The 18079-nt window shown below is 40.4% G+C and carries 13 protein-coding genes; 11 read left to right on the plus strand and 2 right to left on the minus strand.

The annotated features are described in order from the left end of the window. Nucleotides 1–3 precede the first annotated feature (3 nt). The 9 genes from HNR31_RS16370 to HNR31_RS19010 all read left to right on the plus strand — a co-directional run bounded on the left by HNR31_RS16370 (nucleotide 4) and on the right by HNR31_RS19010 (nucleotide 12920). The gene (locus tag HNR31_RS16370) at nucleotides 4–1743 is read left to right on the plus strand and encodes a 2-oxoacid:acceptor oxidoreductase subunit alpha (RefSeq protein ID WP_181557260.1); all 1740 of its coding nucleotides are present in this window, start codon (nucleotides 4–6) and stop codon (nucleotides 1741–1743) included. Beyond that, nucleotides 1743–2609, plus strand: coding sequence for a 2-oxoacid:ferredoxin oxidoreductase subunit beta (locus tag HNR31_RS16375; RefSeq protein ID WP_181557261.1), 867 nt, complete (start codon nucleotides 1743–1745; stop codon nucleotides 2607–2609). The genes HNR31_RS16370 and HNR31_RS16375 overlap by 1 nt, the downstream gene beginning before the upstream one ends. A 175-nt stretch (nucleotides 2610–2784) precedes the next feature. After that, nucleotides 2785–4374 (plus strand): tRNA (N6-isopentenyl adenosine(37)-C2)-methylthiotransferase MiaB, encoded by a 1590-nt coding sequence (gene miaB / locus HNR31_RS16380; RefSeq protein WP_181557262.1) that lies wholly within the window; start codon nucleotides 2785–2787, stop codon nucleotides 4372–4374. A 1-nt stretch (nucleotide 4375) separates the two neighbouring features. Then, a complete protein-coding gene (locus HNR31_RS16385; RefSeq protein ID WP_181557263.1) occupies nucleotides 4376–4804 on the plus strand; it encodes a RicAFT regulatory complex protein RicA family protein in 429 nt (142 codons plus the stop codon). Between the two features lie 377 nt (nucleotides 4805–5181). Next, nucleotides 5182–5727: an outer spore coat protein CotE gene (locus HNR31_RS16390; protein WP_181557264.1), complete on the plus strand. Its 546-nt coding sequence runs from the start codon at nucleotides 5182–5184 to the stop codon at nucleotides 5725–5727. An 84-nt stretch (nucleotides 5728–5811) separates the two neighbouring features. Further along, nucleotides 5812–8397, plus strand: coding sequence for a DNA mismatch repair protein MutS (gene mutS, locus HNR31_RS16395; RefSeq protein WP_181557265.1), 2586 nt, complete (start codon nucleotides 5812–5814; stop codon nucleotides 8395–8397). 13 nt (nucleotides 8398–8410) lie between these two features. Next, a complete protein-coding gene (gene mutL, locus HNR31_RS16400) occupies nucleotides 8411–10234 on the plus strand; it encodes a DNA mismatch repair endonuclease MutL (RefSeq protein ID WP_181557266.1) in 1824 nt (607 codons plus the stop codon). 894 nt (nucleotides 10235–11128) lie between these two features. Beyond that, the gene (locus tag HNR31_RS16405) at nucleotides 11129–12478 is read left to right on the plus strand and encodes a YeiH family protein (RefSeq protein ID WP_181557267.1); all 1350 of its coding nucleotides are present in this window, start codon (nucleotides 11129–11131) and stop codon (nucleotides 12476–12478) included. A 259-nt stretch (nucleotides 12479–12737) separates the two neighbouring features. After that, nucleotides 12738–12920, plus strand: coding sequence for a hypothetical protein (locus HNR31_RS19010; protein ID WP_228485616.1), 183 nt, complete (start codon nucleotides 12738–12740; stop codon nucleotides 12918–12920). A gap of 719 nt (nucleotides 12921–13639) precedes the next feature. Here HNR31_RS19010 and HNR31_RS16415 read toward each other — a convergent pair. Both HNR31_RS16415 and HNR31_RS16420 read right to left on the minus strand, forming a co-directional pair. Next, nucleotides 13640–14272: a LysE family transporter gene (locus HNR31_RS16415; RefSeq protein ID WP_181557269.1), complete on the minus strand. Its 633-nt coding sequence runs from the start codon at nucleotides 14270–14272 to the stop codon at nucleotides 13640–13642. Between the two features lie 369 nt (nucleotides 14273–14641). Beyond that, on the minus strand, nucleotides 14642–15769 hold the full coding sequence (locus HNR31_RS16420) for an IS110 family RNA-guided transposase (protein ID WP_181557270.1): 1128 nt from the start codon (nucleotides 15767–15769) through the stop codon (nucleotides 14642–14644). A 102-nt stretch (nucleotides 15770–15871) separates the two neighbouring features. Between HNR31_RS16420 and HNR31_RS16425 the strand changes: the two genes are divergently transcribed. Next, nucleotides 15872–16099, plus strand: coding sequence for a hypothetical protein (locus tag HNR31_RS16425; RefSeq protein ID WP_181557271.1), 228 nt, complete (start codon nucleotides 15872–15874; stop codon nucleotides 16097–16099). A 136-nt stretch (nucleotides 16100–16235) separates the two neighbouring features. Continuing rightward, the gene (locus HNR31_RS16430; protein WP_181557272.1) at nucleotides 16236–17564 is read left to right on the plus strand and encodes an HD domain-containing protein; all 1329 of its coding nucleotides are present in this window, start codon (nucleotides 16236–16238) and stop codon (nucleotides 17562–17564) included. Nucleotides 17565–18079 lie beyond the last annotated feature (515 nt).

Consider the following 18079-nt stretch of genomic DNA (forward strand, 5'->3'; position numbering starts at 1 on the left):
GAAATGATTAGTCAACTTTCGTGGAAAGTTGGAGGACAACAAGGGGAAGGTATTGAAAGTACCGGTGAAATCTTCTCCATTGCATTAAACCGCCTGGGTTATTACCTGTATGGCTATCGGCATTTCTCTTCTCGTATTAAAGGCGGCCATACGAACAATAAAATTCGTGTTAGCACAACACAAGTTCGTTCGATTGCCGACGATCTTGATATATTAGTAGCATTTGACCAAGAGTCCATCGATTTTAACTTTCACGAGCTTCGCGATGGAGGTATTGTCATTGCAGACTCGAAGTTTAACCCGACCATTCCGGAAGGATCGAACGTGACATTGTATGCGGTTCCATTTACAGATATTGCAACGAATTTAGGGACATCGTTGATGAAAAACATGGTGGCGGTCGGTGCATCAAGTGCCGTACTTGATCTTGATATTGGCGTTTATCAAGAAGTGGTGGAGGAAATTTTCGGTCGCAAAGGGCAACAAGTTGTTGAGAAAAACATGGAAGCGATTCGAGCAGGCGCTCAATTTATGAAAGAGCAACTTGGCGATAGCATCCAAACGATGAAATTAGAAAAAGCAGACGGAAAAAAGCGCATGTACATGATTGGTAACGATGCGATTGCGTTAGGCGCTCTTGCTGGCGGTGCCCGCTTTATGGCTGCATATCCGATTACTCCAGCATCCGAAATTATGGAGTACTTAATTAAAAAGCTTCCTGCATTAGGCGGTGCGGTTATCCAAACTGAGGACGAGATTGCTGCCTGTACGATGGCGATTGGTGCTAACTATGCGGGCGTACGTACATTAACTGCATCAGCGGGACCGGGTCTTTCCTTAATGATGGAAGCGATCGGTCTTGCGGGGATTACGGAAACGCCAGTCGTGATTGTGGATACGCAGCGTGGCGGCCCAAGTACAGGATTACCAACGAAACAAGAACAATCGGATTTAATGGCGATAATCTATGGAACGCACGGAGAAATTCCGAAAATCGTCATGGCGCCAAGCACGGTGCAAGAAGCATTTTACGATATGGTAGAAGCGTTCAACCTTGCTGAAGAATATCAATGCCCAGTTATTGTTCTATCGGATTTGCAACTTTCGCTTGGTAAACAAACGGTAGAGCCGCTGGAGTATGACAAAATTGAAATTCGTCGCGGTAAATTAGTAAAAGGAGAACTTCCACAACTTGAAAATAAAGGATACTTCAAACGATACGAAGTGACAGAAGACGGCATTTCACCGCGCGTGCTGCCTGGTATGCCAAACGGCATTCACCACGTAACGGGCGTTGAGCATGATGAAACAGGAAAACCGTCTGAAGTAGCAGCAAACCGAAAAACACAAATGGATAAACGTTTACGTAAACTAAAACATGTTCGCTTCAATACGCCAGTCCATAAAAACGTGAAACATGAGGAAGCGGACTTGCTCATTATTGGTTTTAACTCTACGCGCGGAGCCATTGAAGAGGCTATCGGTCGTCTAGAATTAGACGGCTTAAAAGTGAACCATGCGCATATTCGTCTCATTCATCCGTTCCCGACAGAGGAAGTATCACCATTAGTACAATCGGCGAAAAAAGTCGTCGTCGTGGAACATAATGCAACGGGACAGCTTGCGAACCTCTTAAAAATGAATGTGGGACATGCTGATAAAATTTATAGCGTATTAAAATACGACGGCAACCCATTCTTACCGCACGAAGTTCATACAAAATGCAAGGAGTTGTTTCAATAATGGCGACATTTAAAGATTTCCGTAACAATGTGAAACCGAACTGGTGTCCAGGCTGTGGCGATTTCTCCGTTCAAGCAGCGATTCAACGCGCCGCGGCAAACGTTGGTTTAGAGCCACATCAATTAGCTGTTATTTCTGGTATCGGTTGTTCTGGTCGTATTTCCGGTTACATTCATTCTTACGGATTCCATGGCATTCATGGGCGCGCGTTACCGATTGCTCAAGGTGTCAAAATGGCAAACCGTGATTTAACGGTCATTGCCGCCGGCGGTGACGGTGACGGATTTGCGATTGGAATGGGGCATACGATTCATGCGATTCGTCGCAACATCGACATCACATATATTGTTATGGATAACCAAATTTACGGTTTAACCAAAGGACAAACATCACCGCGAAGCGATGTTGGATTTAAAACAAAAAGTACGCCGCAGGGCTCTGTTGAACCAGCTCTTTCCATTATGGAAATGGCGCTTAGCGCTGGTGCGACATTTGTTGCCCAAAGCTTCTCGAGCGACTTAAAAGAATTGACACATTTAATTGAAGAAGGTATTAAACATAAAGGATTCTCTCTCATTAACGTATTTAGCCCATGTGTCACTTACAATAAAGTGAACACTTATGATTGGTTCAAAGAAAACTTAGTCAACTTAAGCACGATTGAAGGGTACGATCCATCTGATCGCGACATAGCAATGCAAACGTTAATGAAACATAAAGGCTTAGTAACAGGGCTCATTTATCAAAATAAAGAACAAAAATCGTACCAAGACTTAATTCATGGTTATAGTGAAACTCCGCTTGCCCATGCCGATCTTCAATTAAGCAAAGAGAAATTTGATGAATTAATCTCTGAATTTATGTAATGGAAATCATTCACTCCCAATCAGATATTGCCTGATTGGGAGTGATTTTGTTATGATAAACTGTTCGAAATGAATTCGAACAAGAAAAGTATTGTTTAAAATTGTCACAAATTATATACTATGATAATGTGTATATGAAACGAGACATTCGTTTTTTTATAGAAAGGAGATTGTTATGAACGAAAAACAACGTTTAGAACAAACAGGACACATTCAAACAGCTGATCATCCAACGGACAAAAAATCCGCTTTGGATGCAGGAGAAAATTTAAACCGTTTAAAACAAAAAACAAGCAAAGACTATGAAAAATATTTTTCAACGGTCTTTATCCCACCAAGCTTAAAAGAAGCAAAAAAACGTGGGAAAGAAGAAGTCAAGTATCATAAGGATTTCACCATTCCAGAAGAGTTCAGGGGAATGGGAATCGGCCGTAAGTTTTATATTCGCACATATGGCTGTCAAATGAACGAGCATGATACAGAAGTCATGGCTGGTATTTTTATGGCGTTAGGCTATGAGCCAACTGACCAGCCAGAAGATGCGAACGTTATTCTGTTAAATACCTGTGCGATTCGTGAAAATGCGGAAAACAAAGTATTCGGAGAAATCGGTCATTTAAAGCCATTGAAACAAAAAAATCCGGATCTGTTACTTGGCGTTTGCGGCTGTATGTCTCAAGAAGAATCAGTCGTCAACAAAATTTTAAAACAGTTCCAATATGTCGACATGATTTTTGGTACGCACAATATTCATCGCTTGCCTTACATTTTAAAAGAAGCATACATGTCTAAGGAAATGGTTGTTGAAGTATGGTCAAAAGAAGGAGATGTCATCGAAAACCTTCCGAAAGTACGCAAAGGCAACATTAAAGCATGGGTCAACATCATGTACGGCTGTGACAAGTTCTGTACGTACTGTATTGTTCCGTATACGCGAGGAAAAGAGCGCAGCCGTCGTCCAGAAGACATCATTCAAGAAGTGCGTCATTTAGCGGCGCAAGGCTATAAAGAAATTACACTTCTTGGCCAAAACGTGAACGCATACGGCAAAGACTTTACCGATATGAAATATGGCCTTGGCGATTTGATGGATGAGCTTCGCAAAATTGATATTGCCCGCATTCGTTTTACAACAAGCCATCCGCGCGACTTTGACGACCGCTTAATCGAAGTGTTAGCAAAAGGCGGCAATCTCGTTGAACATATCCATTTGCCAGTTCAATCGGGAAGCACTGAAATTTTAAAACTCATGGCTCGCAAATATACGCGTGAGCAATATTTAGAGCTTGTTCGCAAAATTAAAGCGGCAATTCCGGATGTCGCGCTAACAACTGACATTATCGTTGGCTTCCCGAACGAAACCGATGAGCAATTTGAAGAAACGTTATCTCTATACCGCGAAGTGGAGTTTGACTCTGCTTATACGTTCATTTACTCACCGCGCGAAGGAACGCCGGCCGCAAAAATGGTGGACAATGTGCCGATGGAAGTGAAAAAAGAGCGTTTGCAACGCTTAAATGCGCTTGTTAATGAAATTTCTGCGAAGAAATTGAAGGAATATGAAGGTAAAGTTGTCGAAGTATTAGTAGAAGGCGAAAGCAAAAACAATCCAGATGTGCTTGCTGGCTATACACGCAAAAACAAGCTTGTCAACTTCACTGGTCCGAAATCAGCGATCGGCAAACTTGTCAAAGTGCGCATTACTGAAGCGAAAACATGGACATTAAACGGGGAAATGGTAGAAGAAGCGATTGAGGTGAAATAAAATGGCCAAATATACGAGAGATGACATTTTAGCACGCGCAAAAGAACTGGCGAAAATGATTGCCGAAACGGAAGAAGTCGATTTTTTTAAGCGGGCGGAAGAAAAAATTAATCAAAACGAAAAAGTGCGTACCATGATTCAGCAAATTAAATCATTACAAAAGCAAGCCGTTAATCTTCAACACTATGGCAAACATGAAGCTTTGAAAAAAGTAGAAGCCGAAATTGACGAGATTTACGAAGAGCTTTCACAAATTCCGATCGTCGATGAATTTAAACAATCTCAGCTAGAAGTGAATGATCTTCTTCAACTAGTCGCTTCTACCATTTCAAAGACGGTCACCGATGAAATCATTACGTCCACAGGCGGCGATTTGTTGCGTGGAGAAACCGGTGCACAAATGCGAAACCACGACTGCGGCTGCCACTAAGTTAACGATAAAGGCGCCTCCTTTAATAGGGGCGTCTTTTTTTATTAAAAGAACATTGTCTAACTTCCCCTCTCAACCAGTTTTGTTTTTTTGACTATACATCCATACAAACCAAACCTTATGCAAAGCATAACTTGCCAAGAGATGATTTAAGCAGTTTGCGGTCCAACAACCAAACCTCTTTGCCCATCGTCGTTAGGCAAAGCGTCTTTTTTATTCAGATAAAAGCGAAGCCGCTTGACGTTGAAAAAATAGGCACATAATGGAGCAACCCCGCATACAATGAACTATACGGAATGATTTATAAACTTATGTGCACATTAGGCGAAGTCATGCATAGGATGAAGTGAAGATTCATTTGAGGAGGGTTTGCTCGTATGTCTGAATACAGAGAGATTATTTCAAAAGCGGTTGTTGGAAAAGGGCGCAAATTCACACAATCGACTCACACCATTACCGCTCCAAATCGTCCGTCAAGCATTTTAGGCTGCTGGATTATTAATCATCGCTATGACGCAAAAAAAAGCGACAGAACCGTCGAAATTTACGGGCATTACGACATTAACGTATGGTATTCATACCAAAATAATACAAAAACAGAGGTCGTTACAGAAACGGTCTCGTATACGGATGTCGTCAAACTCAAATATCGCGATGATGAGGACATCATTAGCGATGACACCGATATTGTTGTGCGTGTCATCCAACAGCCAAATTGCTTAGAATGTACAATTTCTCCAAATGGCAACAAAATTGTCGTACAAGTCGAAAGAGAATTTATCGCTGAAGTGATTGGTGAAACGAAAGTGTGGGTAGCCATTCACCCAGATGGACGCGGTGAAGAAGATGACTTTGATTATGATGTCGATGATGAAGAGTTGGAAGATTTAAGTCCAGATTTACTTCTTGGTGATGAAGAATAAAACTAGGAAGCGTTTCTTCCTAGTTTTTTCTTTTATCCCTTGTTATAATAAAAAAAGTGAGATTGTTAGGGTTGGAGGAGAAACATGGCAACGTATACGCCGATGATTCAGCAATATTTGGACATTAAGGCACAATATCAAGATGCCTTTTTATTTTTTCGTCTAGGAGATTTTTATGAAATGTTTTTTGATGACGCCATCAAAGCGGCGCAAGAGTTGGAAATTACGTTGACCAGCCGTGATGGCGGGGCAGAAGAACGCATTCCGATGTGCGGTGTTCCATACCATTCGGCGCAAGGATATATTGAGCAGCTTATTGCAAAAGGATACAAAGTCGCAATTTGCGAGCAAGTCGAAGATCCGAAAACCGCTAAAGGCGTCGTTCGTCGCGAAGTCGTTCAGCTTATCACACCGGGCACTGTTATGGAAGGAAAGCGGCTTCTTGATAAGGAGAACAACTATTTGGCCACGTTAACGGCATTTGAAGATGGTACATATGGGTTTGCTTACACAGATTTATCCACAGGAGAAAATCGAATTACCCTTCTATCTTCGTTCGAAGATGTGATGAATGAAATGTATGCAATCGGCACAAAAGAGGTGGTCATCTCTTCGCAGCTTCCGGAAAAATGGCGTCAAAACATGAAGGAGCGCTATGATGTGACGCTCTCCTATGAGGAAGAGGTTATCCTTCCTGAAGCGTTTCAACCGATTGCCTGCGCTTTGGAACAAGAGAAATTGAAAATTACCTTCGCGCGATTAGTGAACTATTTAATCAGAACGCAAAAGCGAAGCCTTGACCACATGCAGCCTGTTCAAGTGTATCAAGTCGATCAATATATGAAAATCGATTTATATTCAAAGCGAAATCTAGAATTAACAGAGACGATTCGGGCGAAAGGAAGAAAAGGTTCTCTATTATGGCTCTTAGATGAGACGGTCACAGCGATGGGAGGACGTCTATTAAAGCAGTGGTTGGACCGTCCGCTGTTAGACCGAAGACAGATCGAGCGGCGTTTAAACATGGTTGAAACGCTGATGAATCAATATTTTGAACGTCAAGAATTGCGTACGCTTCTTCGCGAAGTATATGACGTAGAACGATTAGCGGGACGTGTCGCATATGGAAACGTCAATGCGCGCGACTTCATTCAATTGAAAAAATCACTTCAACAAATACCAGCTTTAAAAGACATTGTCGCCAATCTGAACAATGAAGATGCGCAAGAGCTAGCGTCACAACTTGACCCGTGCACCGAGCTTGTCGATCTTCTTGAACGAGCGATTCAAGATAATCCGCCGCTATCTGTCAAAGAAGGAAACATCATTAAAGACGGCTACAATGAAACGCTCGATCGTTTTCGGGACGCAAGCCGTAACGGAAAATCATGGATTGCTCAGTTAGAGAGCAAAGAGCGGGAATTGACGGGGATTAAATCACTAAAAATCGGTTATAACCGCGTGTTTGGCTACTATATTGAAGTGACGAAAGCGAACCTTCATTTATTGCCGAAAGGGCGCTATGAGCGAAAGCAGACACTTGCGAACGCTGAGCGGTTTATTACCCAAGAATTAAAAGAAAAAGAAGCGCTCATTTTAGAAGCGGAAGAAAAAAGCATGGAACTGGAATACGAGCTTTTTGTTGATATTCGCGAGCAAGTGAAGCAATTCATTCCGCGCTTGCAGACATTAGCGAAAACGATTAGCCAGCTCGACGTATTGCAATGTTTTGCGACCGTAAGTGAAGAGCGTCATTATGTTAAACCATGCTTTTCTGACAACCGTGAACTGTTCATTCAAGACGGCCGCCATCCGGTTGTTGAAAAAGTGCTTGGCTCTCAAGTATACGTTCCGAACGATTGTTATATGAACAAAGAGCGGGAAATGTTGTTAATTACAGGACCGAATATGTCGGGAAAGAGTACGTATATGCGGCAAATTGCTTTGACGGCAATCATGGCGCAAATCGGCTGCTTCGTTCCGGCAAGAGAAGCGGTGTTGCCTATTTTTGACCAAGTGTTTACACGAATTGGTGCAGCTGATGACTTAATTTCCGGTCAAAGTACATTTATGGTCGAAATGTTGGAAGCACGCAACGCGATTGTTCATGCGACGCAAAACAGTCTCATTTTATTTGATGAAATTGGTCGAGGTACGTCAACATACGATGGTATGGCTTTGGCACAGGCGATCATTGAATACATTCATAATAACATTGGTGCCAAAACATTATTTAGCACCCATTATCATGAGCTGACGGTACTTGAGCAATCGTTGCATAAGCTAAAAAACGTTCATGTCAGCGCCGTAGAAGAACACGGAAAAGTCGTATTTCTCCATAAAATTGAAGACGGTCCAGCCGATCAAAGCTACGGTATTCATGTCGCTGAATTGGCAGAGTTGCCGCACGACCTTATCGTGCGTGCAAAAGAGATTTTGGCGGAATTGGAACATCGCGAAACATCCGAGATGTCAACTGATACGACGACAAAGAAGAACGAGCAGTTTGAGCAGTTAAGCATGTTTGTCGAAGAGACAAGCCCGAAAGAGCCGTCTCTCTCGAAAAAAGAAAAAGAGGTTATCAAATCGATCCAATCTTTGAATTTGCTTGATATGACACCACTTCAAGCGCTGAACAAATTATATGAAATTCAAAAATTACTGAAGTAAAGGGGGCGAAACAATGGGGAAAATTCGCAAGCTCGATGACCATCTTTCCAACAAAATCGCTGCGGGGGAAGTCGTCGAGCGCCCCGCCTCCGTCGTCAAAGAGCTCGTCGAAAACGCGATTGACGCCGGCAGCACGGTCATTGAAGTCGAGCTTGAAGAAGCCGGGCTTGCAAGAATTCGTGTCATTGATAACGGAGAAGGAATGGAAGAAGAGGATTGCCTTGTTGCCTTTGAACGGCATGCGACAAGCAAAATTAAAGATGAGCATGATTTGTTTCGTATTCGCACGCTCGGTTTTCGCGGCGAAGCGCTTCCAAGTATCGCTTCCGTATCCGAAGTTGAAATGAAAACGAGCACGGGCCATGGACCGGGCACCCTTGTGGTGCTGAAAGGCGGCCAGCTGATCAAGCACGAGCGCACAAACAGCCGGAAAGGGACGGACATTACGGTATCCCATCTGTTTTTCAACACGCCCGCACGTTTGAAATATATGAAAACGGTTCATACAGAGCTTGGGCACGTTACCGACGTGGTCAATCGGCTCGCTCTTGCTCATCCAGACATTTCGTTCCGATTGCGCCACCATGGAAAACAACTTCTTTATACAAATGGCAATGGCGATGTTCGCCAAGTGTTAGCGGCTATTTATGGCATGGACATCGCGAAAAGCATGATTCCGCTTCATGCCGAATCGCTTGATTTTACGATTGATGGTTACATTTCGCTGCCGGAAGTCACGCGCGCCTCGCGAAATTACATTTCAACAATTATTAACGGGCGCTATGTGCGGAACATTCCGCTTATGAAAGCGATCGAATCAGGATACCATACGCTATTGCCGATTGGCCGTTATCCGATCGCGTTTCTAAGCATCCGCATGGATCCGATTTTAGTCGATGTGAACGTTCATCCAGCAAAGCTCGAGGTTCGTTTCAGCAAAGAAGCTGAATTAAATGAGTTAGTGGAAACAGCTATTCGCCAGGCGTTTCAATCACGTACACTTATCCCGGCTATGACGCTTCATCGTCCGGAAAAACCAAAAGAAAAACTAAAAGCGGAACAGCCCACATTTACATTTGAACATGTAGTAAAAGAACCGGCTGTCCCGACAACGGTTGTTCCGATACTGCCAGACGAAAAAGAGCCCGATTTTTCAGCTGTAGAAGAAGATTATGAAACAGAGCAGGAACAGATGGATTATGATGATACAGCCTCCGTACATGAGCAAATAGAAGAAGAAAAAAAAATCGAAGATCGAATTCCGCCGCTTTACCCGATTGGACAAATGCATGGCACCTACATTTTGGCACAAAATGAACACGGACTTTATATCATTGACCAACACGCTGCCCAAGAACGGATTAAATACGAATATTTCCGCGAAAAGGTCGGGGAAGTAACGAACGAGGTACAAGAACTGCTTGTCCCGCTGACGTTCCAATACCCGACGGATGAATATGTACTTATTGACGCCCATCGTGAAGAACTGGCCCAATGCGGTGTTTTCTTAGAGCCATTCGGCCACAATACGTTCATCGTCCGCTCACACCCACAATGGTTTCCGAAAGGAGAAGAAGCGGAAATTATTGAAGAAATGATACAGCAAGTAGTAACGATGAAAAAGGTCGACATCAAACAGCTGCGCGAAAAAGCAGCGATTCTAATGAGCTGCAAGAAGTCAATAAAAGCAAATCATCATTTGCGAAATGACGAGATCTTTGCTCTGTTGGAATCACTTCGGAAAACATCCGACCCGTTCACCTGTCCGCACGGCCGTCCGATTATCATCCATTTTTCGACCTACGAACTGGAGAAAATGTTTAAGCGGGTAATGTAAAGACATCAGCGCAACACCCTTGTTCTATCAAGGAGTTGCGCTGTATTTTTTGTCATTTGCCTATATGCTTTAACTTCGTGAAGTTTTTTCAGTGCTCTTTCAAAACGGTCGGCTGATTTTTGCTGTACATCAGGGGTTCATGGTCATCTTGATGGATAAATGGCCCGCCTTCTGGGATCATATAAATATATATAAATAATTGTAATCAGATTCGTTTTCACACCATATCGCTGGTGAATTACTTTTTATATATAAATGTCCTTCCCACCACTTAAATTTCTTCACAATCGCTGCTGTTTATATGTCAACGATCGGGCCACCACCTGCATGTACGCAAACAACTGAACAATTGCCTGCATCGTCGGTTTTCTAAAGATCCTCCTACTTTCGCGCAAGGGATGACCGTCGGTGATAACTTGTCCCACACGCTAAAATACACGATAAATAACGAGTGCTAAAGATAAATATCCTAACATCAAACACGGTCACGTGCCTGGCCGGTTGTACGCTCCGTATAAGGTTGATAAAATTCTAATACCACGTATTCATCATATATATTAGATAGAAATTAATTTTTTATCTATTCTAAATTTTATGTTGATTTCAGTGCACGATCATGTTATACTTCACTTTAAAAAAGTGCAAGCGCCAATCCAATCAAAGTTTAAATGTACACGACAAGCGTGTAATAAGTCCTCATTTTTATTGAAAAAAATGAGAGGAGTGATCCGATGGTGGAACATTCTTTGCTGCACTTAATCCTAGTAAACATATAGGTATAATTTAAGTTATTTTAGTGTTTTGAAAGAAAAATTTATCATTCCAAAGACATACGATGCAATGGACCTTACATCAAATTAAAGCTTTTCCAAATTGATAAGGGGGTGTTAATGGATGCTTAAAACGAATTTATCAGATGAAAGAGCATTGCCGACTATTCAAAGCGGATGGGCGGAATTCATCAGAAAAGAAGATTGGTGGGCTGTATGGATTGGTCTTTTTCTGGTCATTTTGGCCGTAGCCTTTTGGTCAGCGGGAAATTCTATTAAAGTGCTTACTGCACAGATTCCTAAATGGGGGGACATTCATACTTTAACGACTGCATTAAGTCATAATTTTGGATCCATTGTTCTTTTATTTATCACTTTCTTAATTTTATTTTCCATTGCCGTATCTTTTTTGCGTGTTAAACTTAGTCAATTTATTTCTGGATTTATCGTTTTATTTGTACTTAGTGTATTGATTAATATTTTTAGTTCATGGGAATGGGCGCAACGATATACTTTGGAAGCGCCGCTCATTGCCCTTGCTATAGGGCTTGTTATTAGTAATATTATTCCGATTCCCGACTGGTTTGGAGCAGCATTGCGAACAGAATTTTACGTGAAAGTAGGTATTGTGCTTCTTGGTGCGACACTTCCTTTTACGCTTATTGTAAAAGCTGGACCTGTTGCTATTCTACAGGCGACGATTATTGCTCTGGTTACTTTCTTTACCATCTACTTCGTCGGATCTAAGCTAGGCTTGGATAAACGATTTGCAGCCACATTGGGTGCAGGAGGTTCTATATGCGGTGTCTCTGCTTCGATCGCTGTAGGTAGCTCCATAAAAGCAAAGAAAGAGCACGTTTCTGTTTCGATATCACTTGTTGTGATGTGGGCGATTGTCATGATTTTTGCTCTCTCACTTATGATAAAATGGCTCAAAATACCAGCAGGACCGGCAGGAGCGTGGATCGGCACATCGGAATTTGCCGATGCCGCAGGAATCACGGCAGCCAGTGCATTTGGTGATAAAGCGCTCACGGCGTTTACACTCATGAAGGTTGTTGGACGAGACATATTTATTGGTGTTTGGTGCTTTATTCTTGCATTCATTTCTATCACTCGGTGGGAAAAGAAAGAAGAAGGAACAAAAGCAGATACCTCTGAAATATGGCGTCGGTTTCCAAAGTTTGTGCTTGGCTTTTTTGCCGCTTCAGCCATTGTGACCATCATTCTTGCCAGCGTTTCAACAGCCAACGCTGATGTGATTAATGCGGATATTGTTGCACCGATCAAAGAATTGCGAACATGGGCTTTTACTTTTTGCTTTTTATCAATTGGATTGACAACCCGCTTCAAACAATTGACATCGGTTGGTTGGAAACCTTTTGTCGCATTCAGTTCGGGGGTTGCGGTGAACGTGGTTTTGGGATACATTCTGTCCATTCTTCTCTTGGGCTCTTACTGGGCAAATCTATAATACTGATGAAAGAAAGGGGCTATGGAAGAAAGTGCACCTCTTCATAGCCCCTTCTTTCCTTTAGATAAACATGAATGTTACGGAGGAAGCGATGAAGAAGAATCAATGCACTTGCAAGCAGAAAATTTGTTTTATTTTTGAGATTTTTCCTCGTCATGTAATGCCTTTAAAAAAGTCGCTCCATACTCACCAAATGAATTCCCGCTCCGTCAGAGAGCTCAATGCTTTTCTATCGGTTCGTTTGGAGAGGATTGCCTGCATGATGGACCTTTTACAGGAAGCGCATGATCATTGGATTGTTTACGGAAAAAAGAACAAAATTATAATGGAAACGGATACGTATGATTTTGGCGAAGCGCTCGATATTTTGTCCAGTCACGGGTTCAACAAGGATGATTATATATTAAGAGTGGAATATGAACGAAAATGGGGAATGCTTTAATCCTGTTGACTTTTCGCCATTTTCTCTGATTCCTGCTCAATCTTAGAATAGTTTGGATTGTTGATAAGAGCTTTAGTTGGCAAACTCGAGTAAATCATGTTTGATAATGGGGAGTAATCTTACATTCAATAGTTTCAAAAGGAGGTTCATTGGAACACGAAAAATTAATTTGGATCAATGCTCTTTCAAATCTTTTTGATAAGAATTTAGATCATTATTTATGAATATATTAATTCCAAGAATCAATTTATTAACCGGTTTAAGGAAATATGGCGAATAAAAAGGAGTTAATTATAAAAGTTTACAATTGACTATCGAAAAATCTGTTTCTTCACAGCGAGTGAATAGGTATGACCTTGCAGATATAGATGCAGATGTTGATGTAAATTCAGAAACAGTATATGTTCATCGAAGTGGTATTGATGAATATTCACCCAATCACAGCTTCTTAGTAAACTTTTGATTAAATATTTTAAAATAGTGGCAGACTTTTGGAAGAAAGGTGACAGAATAGTTCTGTTTAGATGTATTATGATAGTATCGTGGAGATTTTGTTGAAGCAGAGCTCCTGTTGTTCAGTAACAATAAAGTCATTTAATAACCATACAAAGCACCGTTCGGATTACCGGACGGTGTTTATCATTAATGGTCTAATATTCCATGAAATAGTTTAAATATCTTAATCAGCAACAAAAAGTTGTTTCAAAACTAAAAAATGATTAGCTGTTTGGTTTTGAAATGGCAAGACGAATTCCTAATAAGACAAGAATGGCACCGGAAATGCGTTCCACCCATGTGGAAATCGCCATAAATCTTTTTCGGATATAATTGTGGGTAAGGAAAATAACCATGAGTGAATACCATATCATTTCGATTTCTACAACCGAAAAACCGTAAAACAACTGTGCAAAGATTGAAGTCCCAGGTTGTATAACTTGAGTAAACAAAGACAGATAAAATAAAGTCGCTTTTGGGTTCAACAAACTTGTTAGCATACCCGTACGATAGGATTTCCACCTAGTTAATTGATTAGAAACATTATTAATTTTATCCAGAAAATCGTTCTGTTGTTTTTTGGTAAAGAGTGATTTCAATCCTAAATAAATCAAATAAACAGCTCCAATCCATTTCACAACGTTAAATAATAAAATCGATTGGGAAATGATCACACCTATTCCTAATAAGCAATATGTAATATGAGCAATACTCCCGGTACACATTCCTAAAACAGTATAGAAACCACATTCTCTCGAAGATAAGCTAGTTTTAATGGTGATAGCCCATTGGGGGCCGGGAGATAACACAATGAGTATACCGACACTTAAAACGGTTAACCATGTTTCTATATTCATAAGCACACCTCTAGAAAATTTATATATTTGAATTATACAAAAATTTTCAGTTAGCAAGAACAGAATATTGTGAATCAAAGTATAAAATCTTCAGCGACTTTGTTTTTCTTCATTAAACAACTTTATGCTATTTGATTACTTGCTGCTCTACCGATCAAGGTGGTGTTTTTTATTTTCCGATTTGTTAAATATGGATGTTGATTTTCACCCTTTTTCTGTGAAAATCAATTAACCATGGCTGAAGCGGTATACCCCACAATCAAATTGGATACCCTATTAATGACCAAAAAAAAGGCAATAGGAAAGCAGAGCTACCTTATTTTTAGGTATCTCGTATATTTCTGAACCTTTTTGGTTATACTGATTTATTTACTGCTCTCGAAACGGTTCTTTTCGAGAAATGATGCAGTAAATGATGGTAAGCATTCGGTGCGCGATCGCAACGAGTGCTTTTTTCTTTCCCCTGCGTGCCGCCAATGACCAATATTTCGCTGCCAAACGTTGATTCCTACATCGAGACAAAGCCCAAGCCGCCTCACATAACGCCGACTTGATATGCGGATTCCCCTTCGTCGTTCGGGTACTTTTTCGTTTTCCAGCACTTTTATGATTTCCCGGCGCGACTCCCGCCCATGAAACGAGGTGTTGAGACGTTGGAAATTGTCCCATATCGACTCCGATTTCAGCGATAATCACGGCAGCGGTCTCCTTCTTGACCCCCGGTATGGTCACAAGAAGCTCCATCTCTTGTTTGTATACTTGTAAGAGTTGGTCGATTCGTTCTTCGATGTCCCGAAGTAAACTTTCCAACGATTCGATGTGCTTCCACGATTGGCGAATCATGAACAGTTGATGGTTGGTCAATGTACCAAAGAGAGAATCCTGAATTTGTTGTCTTTTCCTCTTCATACTCCTGTGAATGCAAGCATCGACTTCGGTTTCTTCGATGTATCCCTGTTTCATTAAACGTTCCAGTAGCTTTCGCCCAGATACACCAAATACATCCGAAATCACGGAACTTAACTTGATATTGGAACATTCCAATACTTTTTGAATGCGGTTTTTCTCCGCGGTTAACTGCCCGATCCATTTTTTGCGTAAGCGAGTTAAATCCCGTAATTCTCGAATGTTCTCAGGAGGGACGAAACTCTTCTCAATCAATCCGTAACGCAACAATTTGGCGATCCATTCTGCATCGGAAACATCGGTTTTTCTCCCCGGTACATTTTTGATTCGACGAGCGTTGGCAAGTGTAATGTCAAAGTAATCTTCCAAAATATTGAACACAGGTTTCCAATAAACGCCCGTACTCTCCATAGCGATATGAGTGACACCACGATCCTCTAACCATTTCAGAAGACGAAACAAGTCTTTCGTGAAAGTAGGGAATGTTTCGATTTCCTTTTGAATGTGTTCTTCTTCTCCAAGAAGCGTACAAACGACAATTGTTTCGGCATGGACATCTAATCCCGCACAACGATGATAAAGAACATCCATGATACTTACTCCTTCCATCCATAAATTCGCAAACAGGGAGTCCATTTGCACGTTAGGCATTTTTCTGTTCGTAGTCACCTTTTCACACGAAAAGGGCTGACAATGGGTGGAACACCAAATGGACTCAAACAGTTTTTATTACAGGGTCGAACCACCATTAAAGAGAACGTCTTTCAAAACTGTTTGCGTTCATATCCATTATGGGAAGGAATGATGGATTTTCATGCATGGGTGGGGAGTAAAATTACTCATGGATGTTTTTATTATTTGGCTGTGTTAAAGAATGCTGTTGATTTTCTTGTTCAGCTAACGGTTAGAAGGGTAGGATAAAAATGTAAATGTGTGTTGGAAAATTATATCTTAGTTGTTATAATTATCGAAAAACTGGGAGGGATGCAGTTGGTTGATATAATTAAGGAGAGGATACTTAAAAAAATCCAATTACTTATCTGAAAGTCATATTGAGTTGTTAAAAAGAGCAATTAGCTTTGCGGAAGAAGCTCATCAAGGACAAAAGAGAGCGACTGGAGAACCATATTTCATTCGTCCATTAACTGTTTGTGAAATCCTAATTGACTATAGAGCTGATATCATATCACTCGTTTCAGCATTATTACATGACGTTGTTGGAGATACAAATACTTCGCTATCTGATATGGAGAGGAATTTTGGTCCACAGGTTTCATTAATAGTAGATGGGCTAACAAAAATAACAAGAGGTAATTTGCAGAAGGATGAATATAATGCAATTAATTTTGAAAAACTACTGACAGCGTCTGAACAGGATATTAGAGTTGCAATTATAAAAATTGCAGATAGACTTCATAACATGAGAACTCTCGCTGTGAAAAAGGTTGAAAAGAAGGTTCCCTATGCGAACGAGACTTTAATTCTATTTTCTCCTTTAGCTGAGAAATTGGGTCTACTTAAAATTCAAGATGAATTAGAGGATTTGGGATTTAGTTATCTTAATCCCCCAAAATATAAAAAAATGAAAAAACTAATAAATAGCTATACCAACGTTTTTATAAAGCTTTTTCATGAGTGTAACGAGAATTTGGAAAGTAACGGTTATTCGTTTGTGGCTAAAGTGGATTGGGATAGAATGCCTCTATACAAGGCTTATTCTCTTTTGCAAGAAGGTCATTCGTTATCTGATTTATTTAGTGTAAAAATTGTTACCGATTCAACGATTAACTGTTATTCTATTTTGGGAATTCTGCATAATTTGTTTAAACCGATAAAAGGTCAGTTTGAAGATAACATCGCAATCGAAAAAAGCAATTTCTCAAGATACCTTAAAACAAAGGTAATAATTAATGGTATGGAGGTCAAAGTCACTATACAAACAGAATCTGATAGGGCTTCAAATGAAAAAGGAATATTTAGCTTATTGAAAGAGGATTTATCCCAAGAAGAAATAAGGAATGTAAGTTCAACGCTATTAAGAAACTCAATCAATGCTGTAAAGTCAATCTCTAATAATCCAATTGAATTTTATGATTTGGCTTCATTTGAATTATTTCAAAGAGAGATTGCTGTTTTTACACCTAAGATGGATATTTTTTTATTGTCAGAAGGTTCAACAGCACTTGATTTTGCTTTCATTTTAAATCCTTCTTTAGCAAAAAGGATGTCTCTTGCGAAAGTGAACGGTAAGTATAAACCAATTAATACAGCATTAAAAGATATGGATATTGTAGAAGTAATTACAGCAAATAGAGAGATGCTTAATTCAAATTGGCTAAATTATGCTTATACCTCTAAAGCAATTAATGAAGCATTGTTCAACTAACGTGTGAAAAGACCGCTATGCAAGGGCTTTTATTCTTGCTGCTTATGCAGATGCGAATGAGAAGCTTTGAATCCTTATAGTCAAGATTAAGAACTTGACTGCGCTAGAAACTGGTTGGAATAGGTATGATGAGTTTCAATTCCTCATAGTTAAGATAAAAAACACACAGCAGTCTACAATGTTAAACCTTCTATATTAAGTAATTCCATAGATATTTAATATATAAATCCTGCACGTAACGTCATTATCAAGGTTGATGATAAGCAACATCTATTATTGGAAAAAATAGGTCATATGGCATAGATAACGTTTTAGACGTAACCCAATTGTTTTTTAAAAGAGAAGGGCAGAGTTAAACTTATTTACTTGAGAGAATACCTGTTTGACACAATCCAATCGAAGAAAAAATAGCTGATAGAATGAAAAATTCGGTGACATTTTCATTTAATGATGGATTCAAGAGGAAGAAATTTCGCTCCGTAGTTTACAGACTTCTAATAAAACTCGTATAACTT

The sequence above is a fragment of the Thermaerobacillus caldiproteolyticus genome, from assembly GCF_013761245.1.
Lineage (GTDB): Bacteria > Bacillota > Bacilli > Bacillales > Anoxybacillaceae > Thermaerobacillus > Thermaerobacillus caldiproteolyticus.

Coding starts and splice junctions, on each gene's coding strand:
- HNR31_RS16370 (WP_181557260.1), top strand. CDS start 4: ATGATTAGTCAACTTTCGTGGAAAGTTGGAGGACAACAAGGGGAAGGT.
- HNR31_RS16375 (WP_181557261.1), top strand. CDS start 1,743: ATGGCGACATTTAAAGATTTCCGTAACAATGTGAAACCGAACTGGTGT.
- mutL (WP_181557266.1), top strand. CDS start 8,411: ATGGGGAAAATTCGCAAGCTCGATGACCATCTTTCCAACAAAATCGCT.
- HNR31_RS16405 (WP_181557267.1), top strand. CDS start 11,129: ATGCTTAAAACGAATTTATCAGATGAAAGAGCATTGCCGACTATTCAA.
- HNR31_RS16425 (WP_181557271.1), top strand. CDS start 15,872: ATGGGTGGAACACCAAATGGACTCAAACAGTTTTTATTACAGGGTCGA.
- miaB (WP_181557262.1), top strand. CDS start 2,785: ATGAACGAAAAACAACGTTTAGAACAAACAGGACACATTCAAACAGCT.
- mutS (WP_181557265.1), top strand. CDS start 5,812: ATGGCAACGTATACGCCGATGATTCAGCAATATTTGGACATTAAGGCA.
- HNR31_RS16420 (WP_181557270.1), bottom strand. CDS start 15,769: ATGGATGTTCTTTATCATCGTTGTGCGGGATTAGATGTCCATGCCGAA.
- HNR31_RS16415 (WP_181557269.1), bottom strand. CDS start 14,272: ATGAATATAGAAACATGGTTAACCGTTTTAAGTGTCGGTATACTCATT.
- HNR31_RS16385 (WP_181557263.1), top strand. CDS start 4,376: ATGGCCAAATATACGAGAGATGACATTTTAGCACGCGCAAAAGAACTG.
- HNR31_RS16390 (WP_181557264.1), top strand. CDS start 5,182: ATGTCTGAATACAGAGAGATTATTTCAAAAGCGGTTGTTGGAAAAGGG.
- HNR31_RS19010 (WP_228485616.1), top strand. CDS start 12,738: ATGATGGACCTTTTACAGGAAGCGCATGATCATTGGATTGTTTACGGA.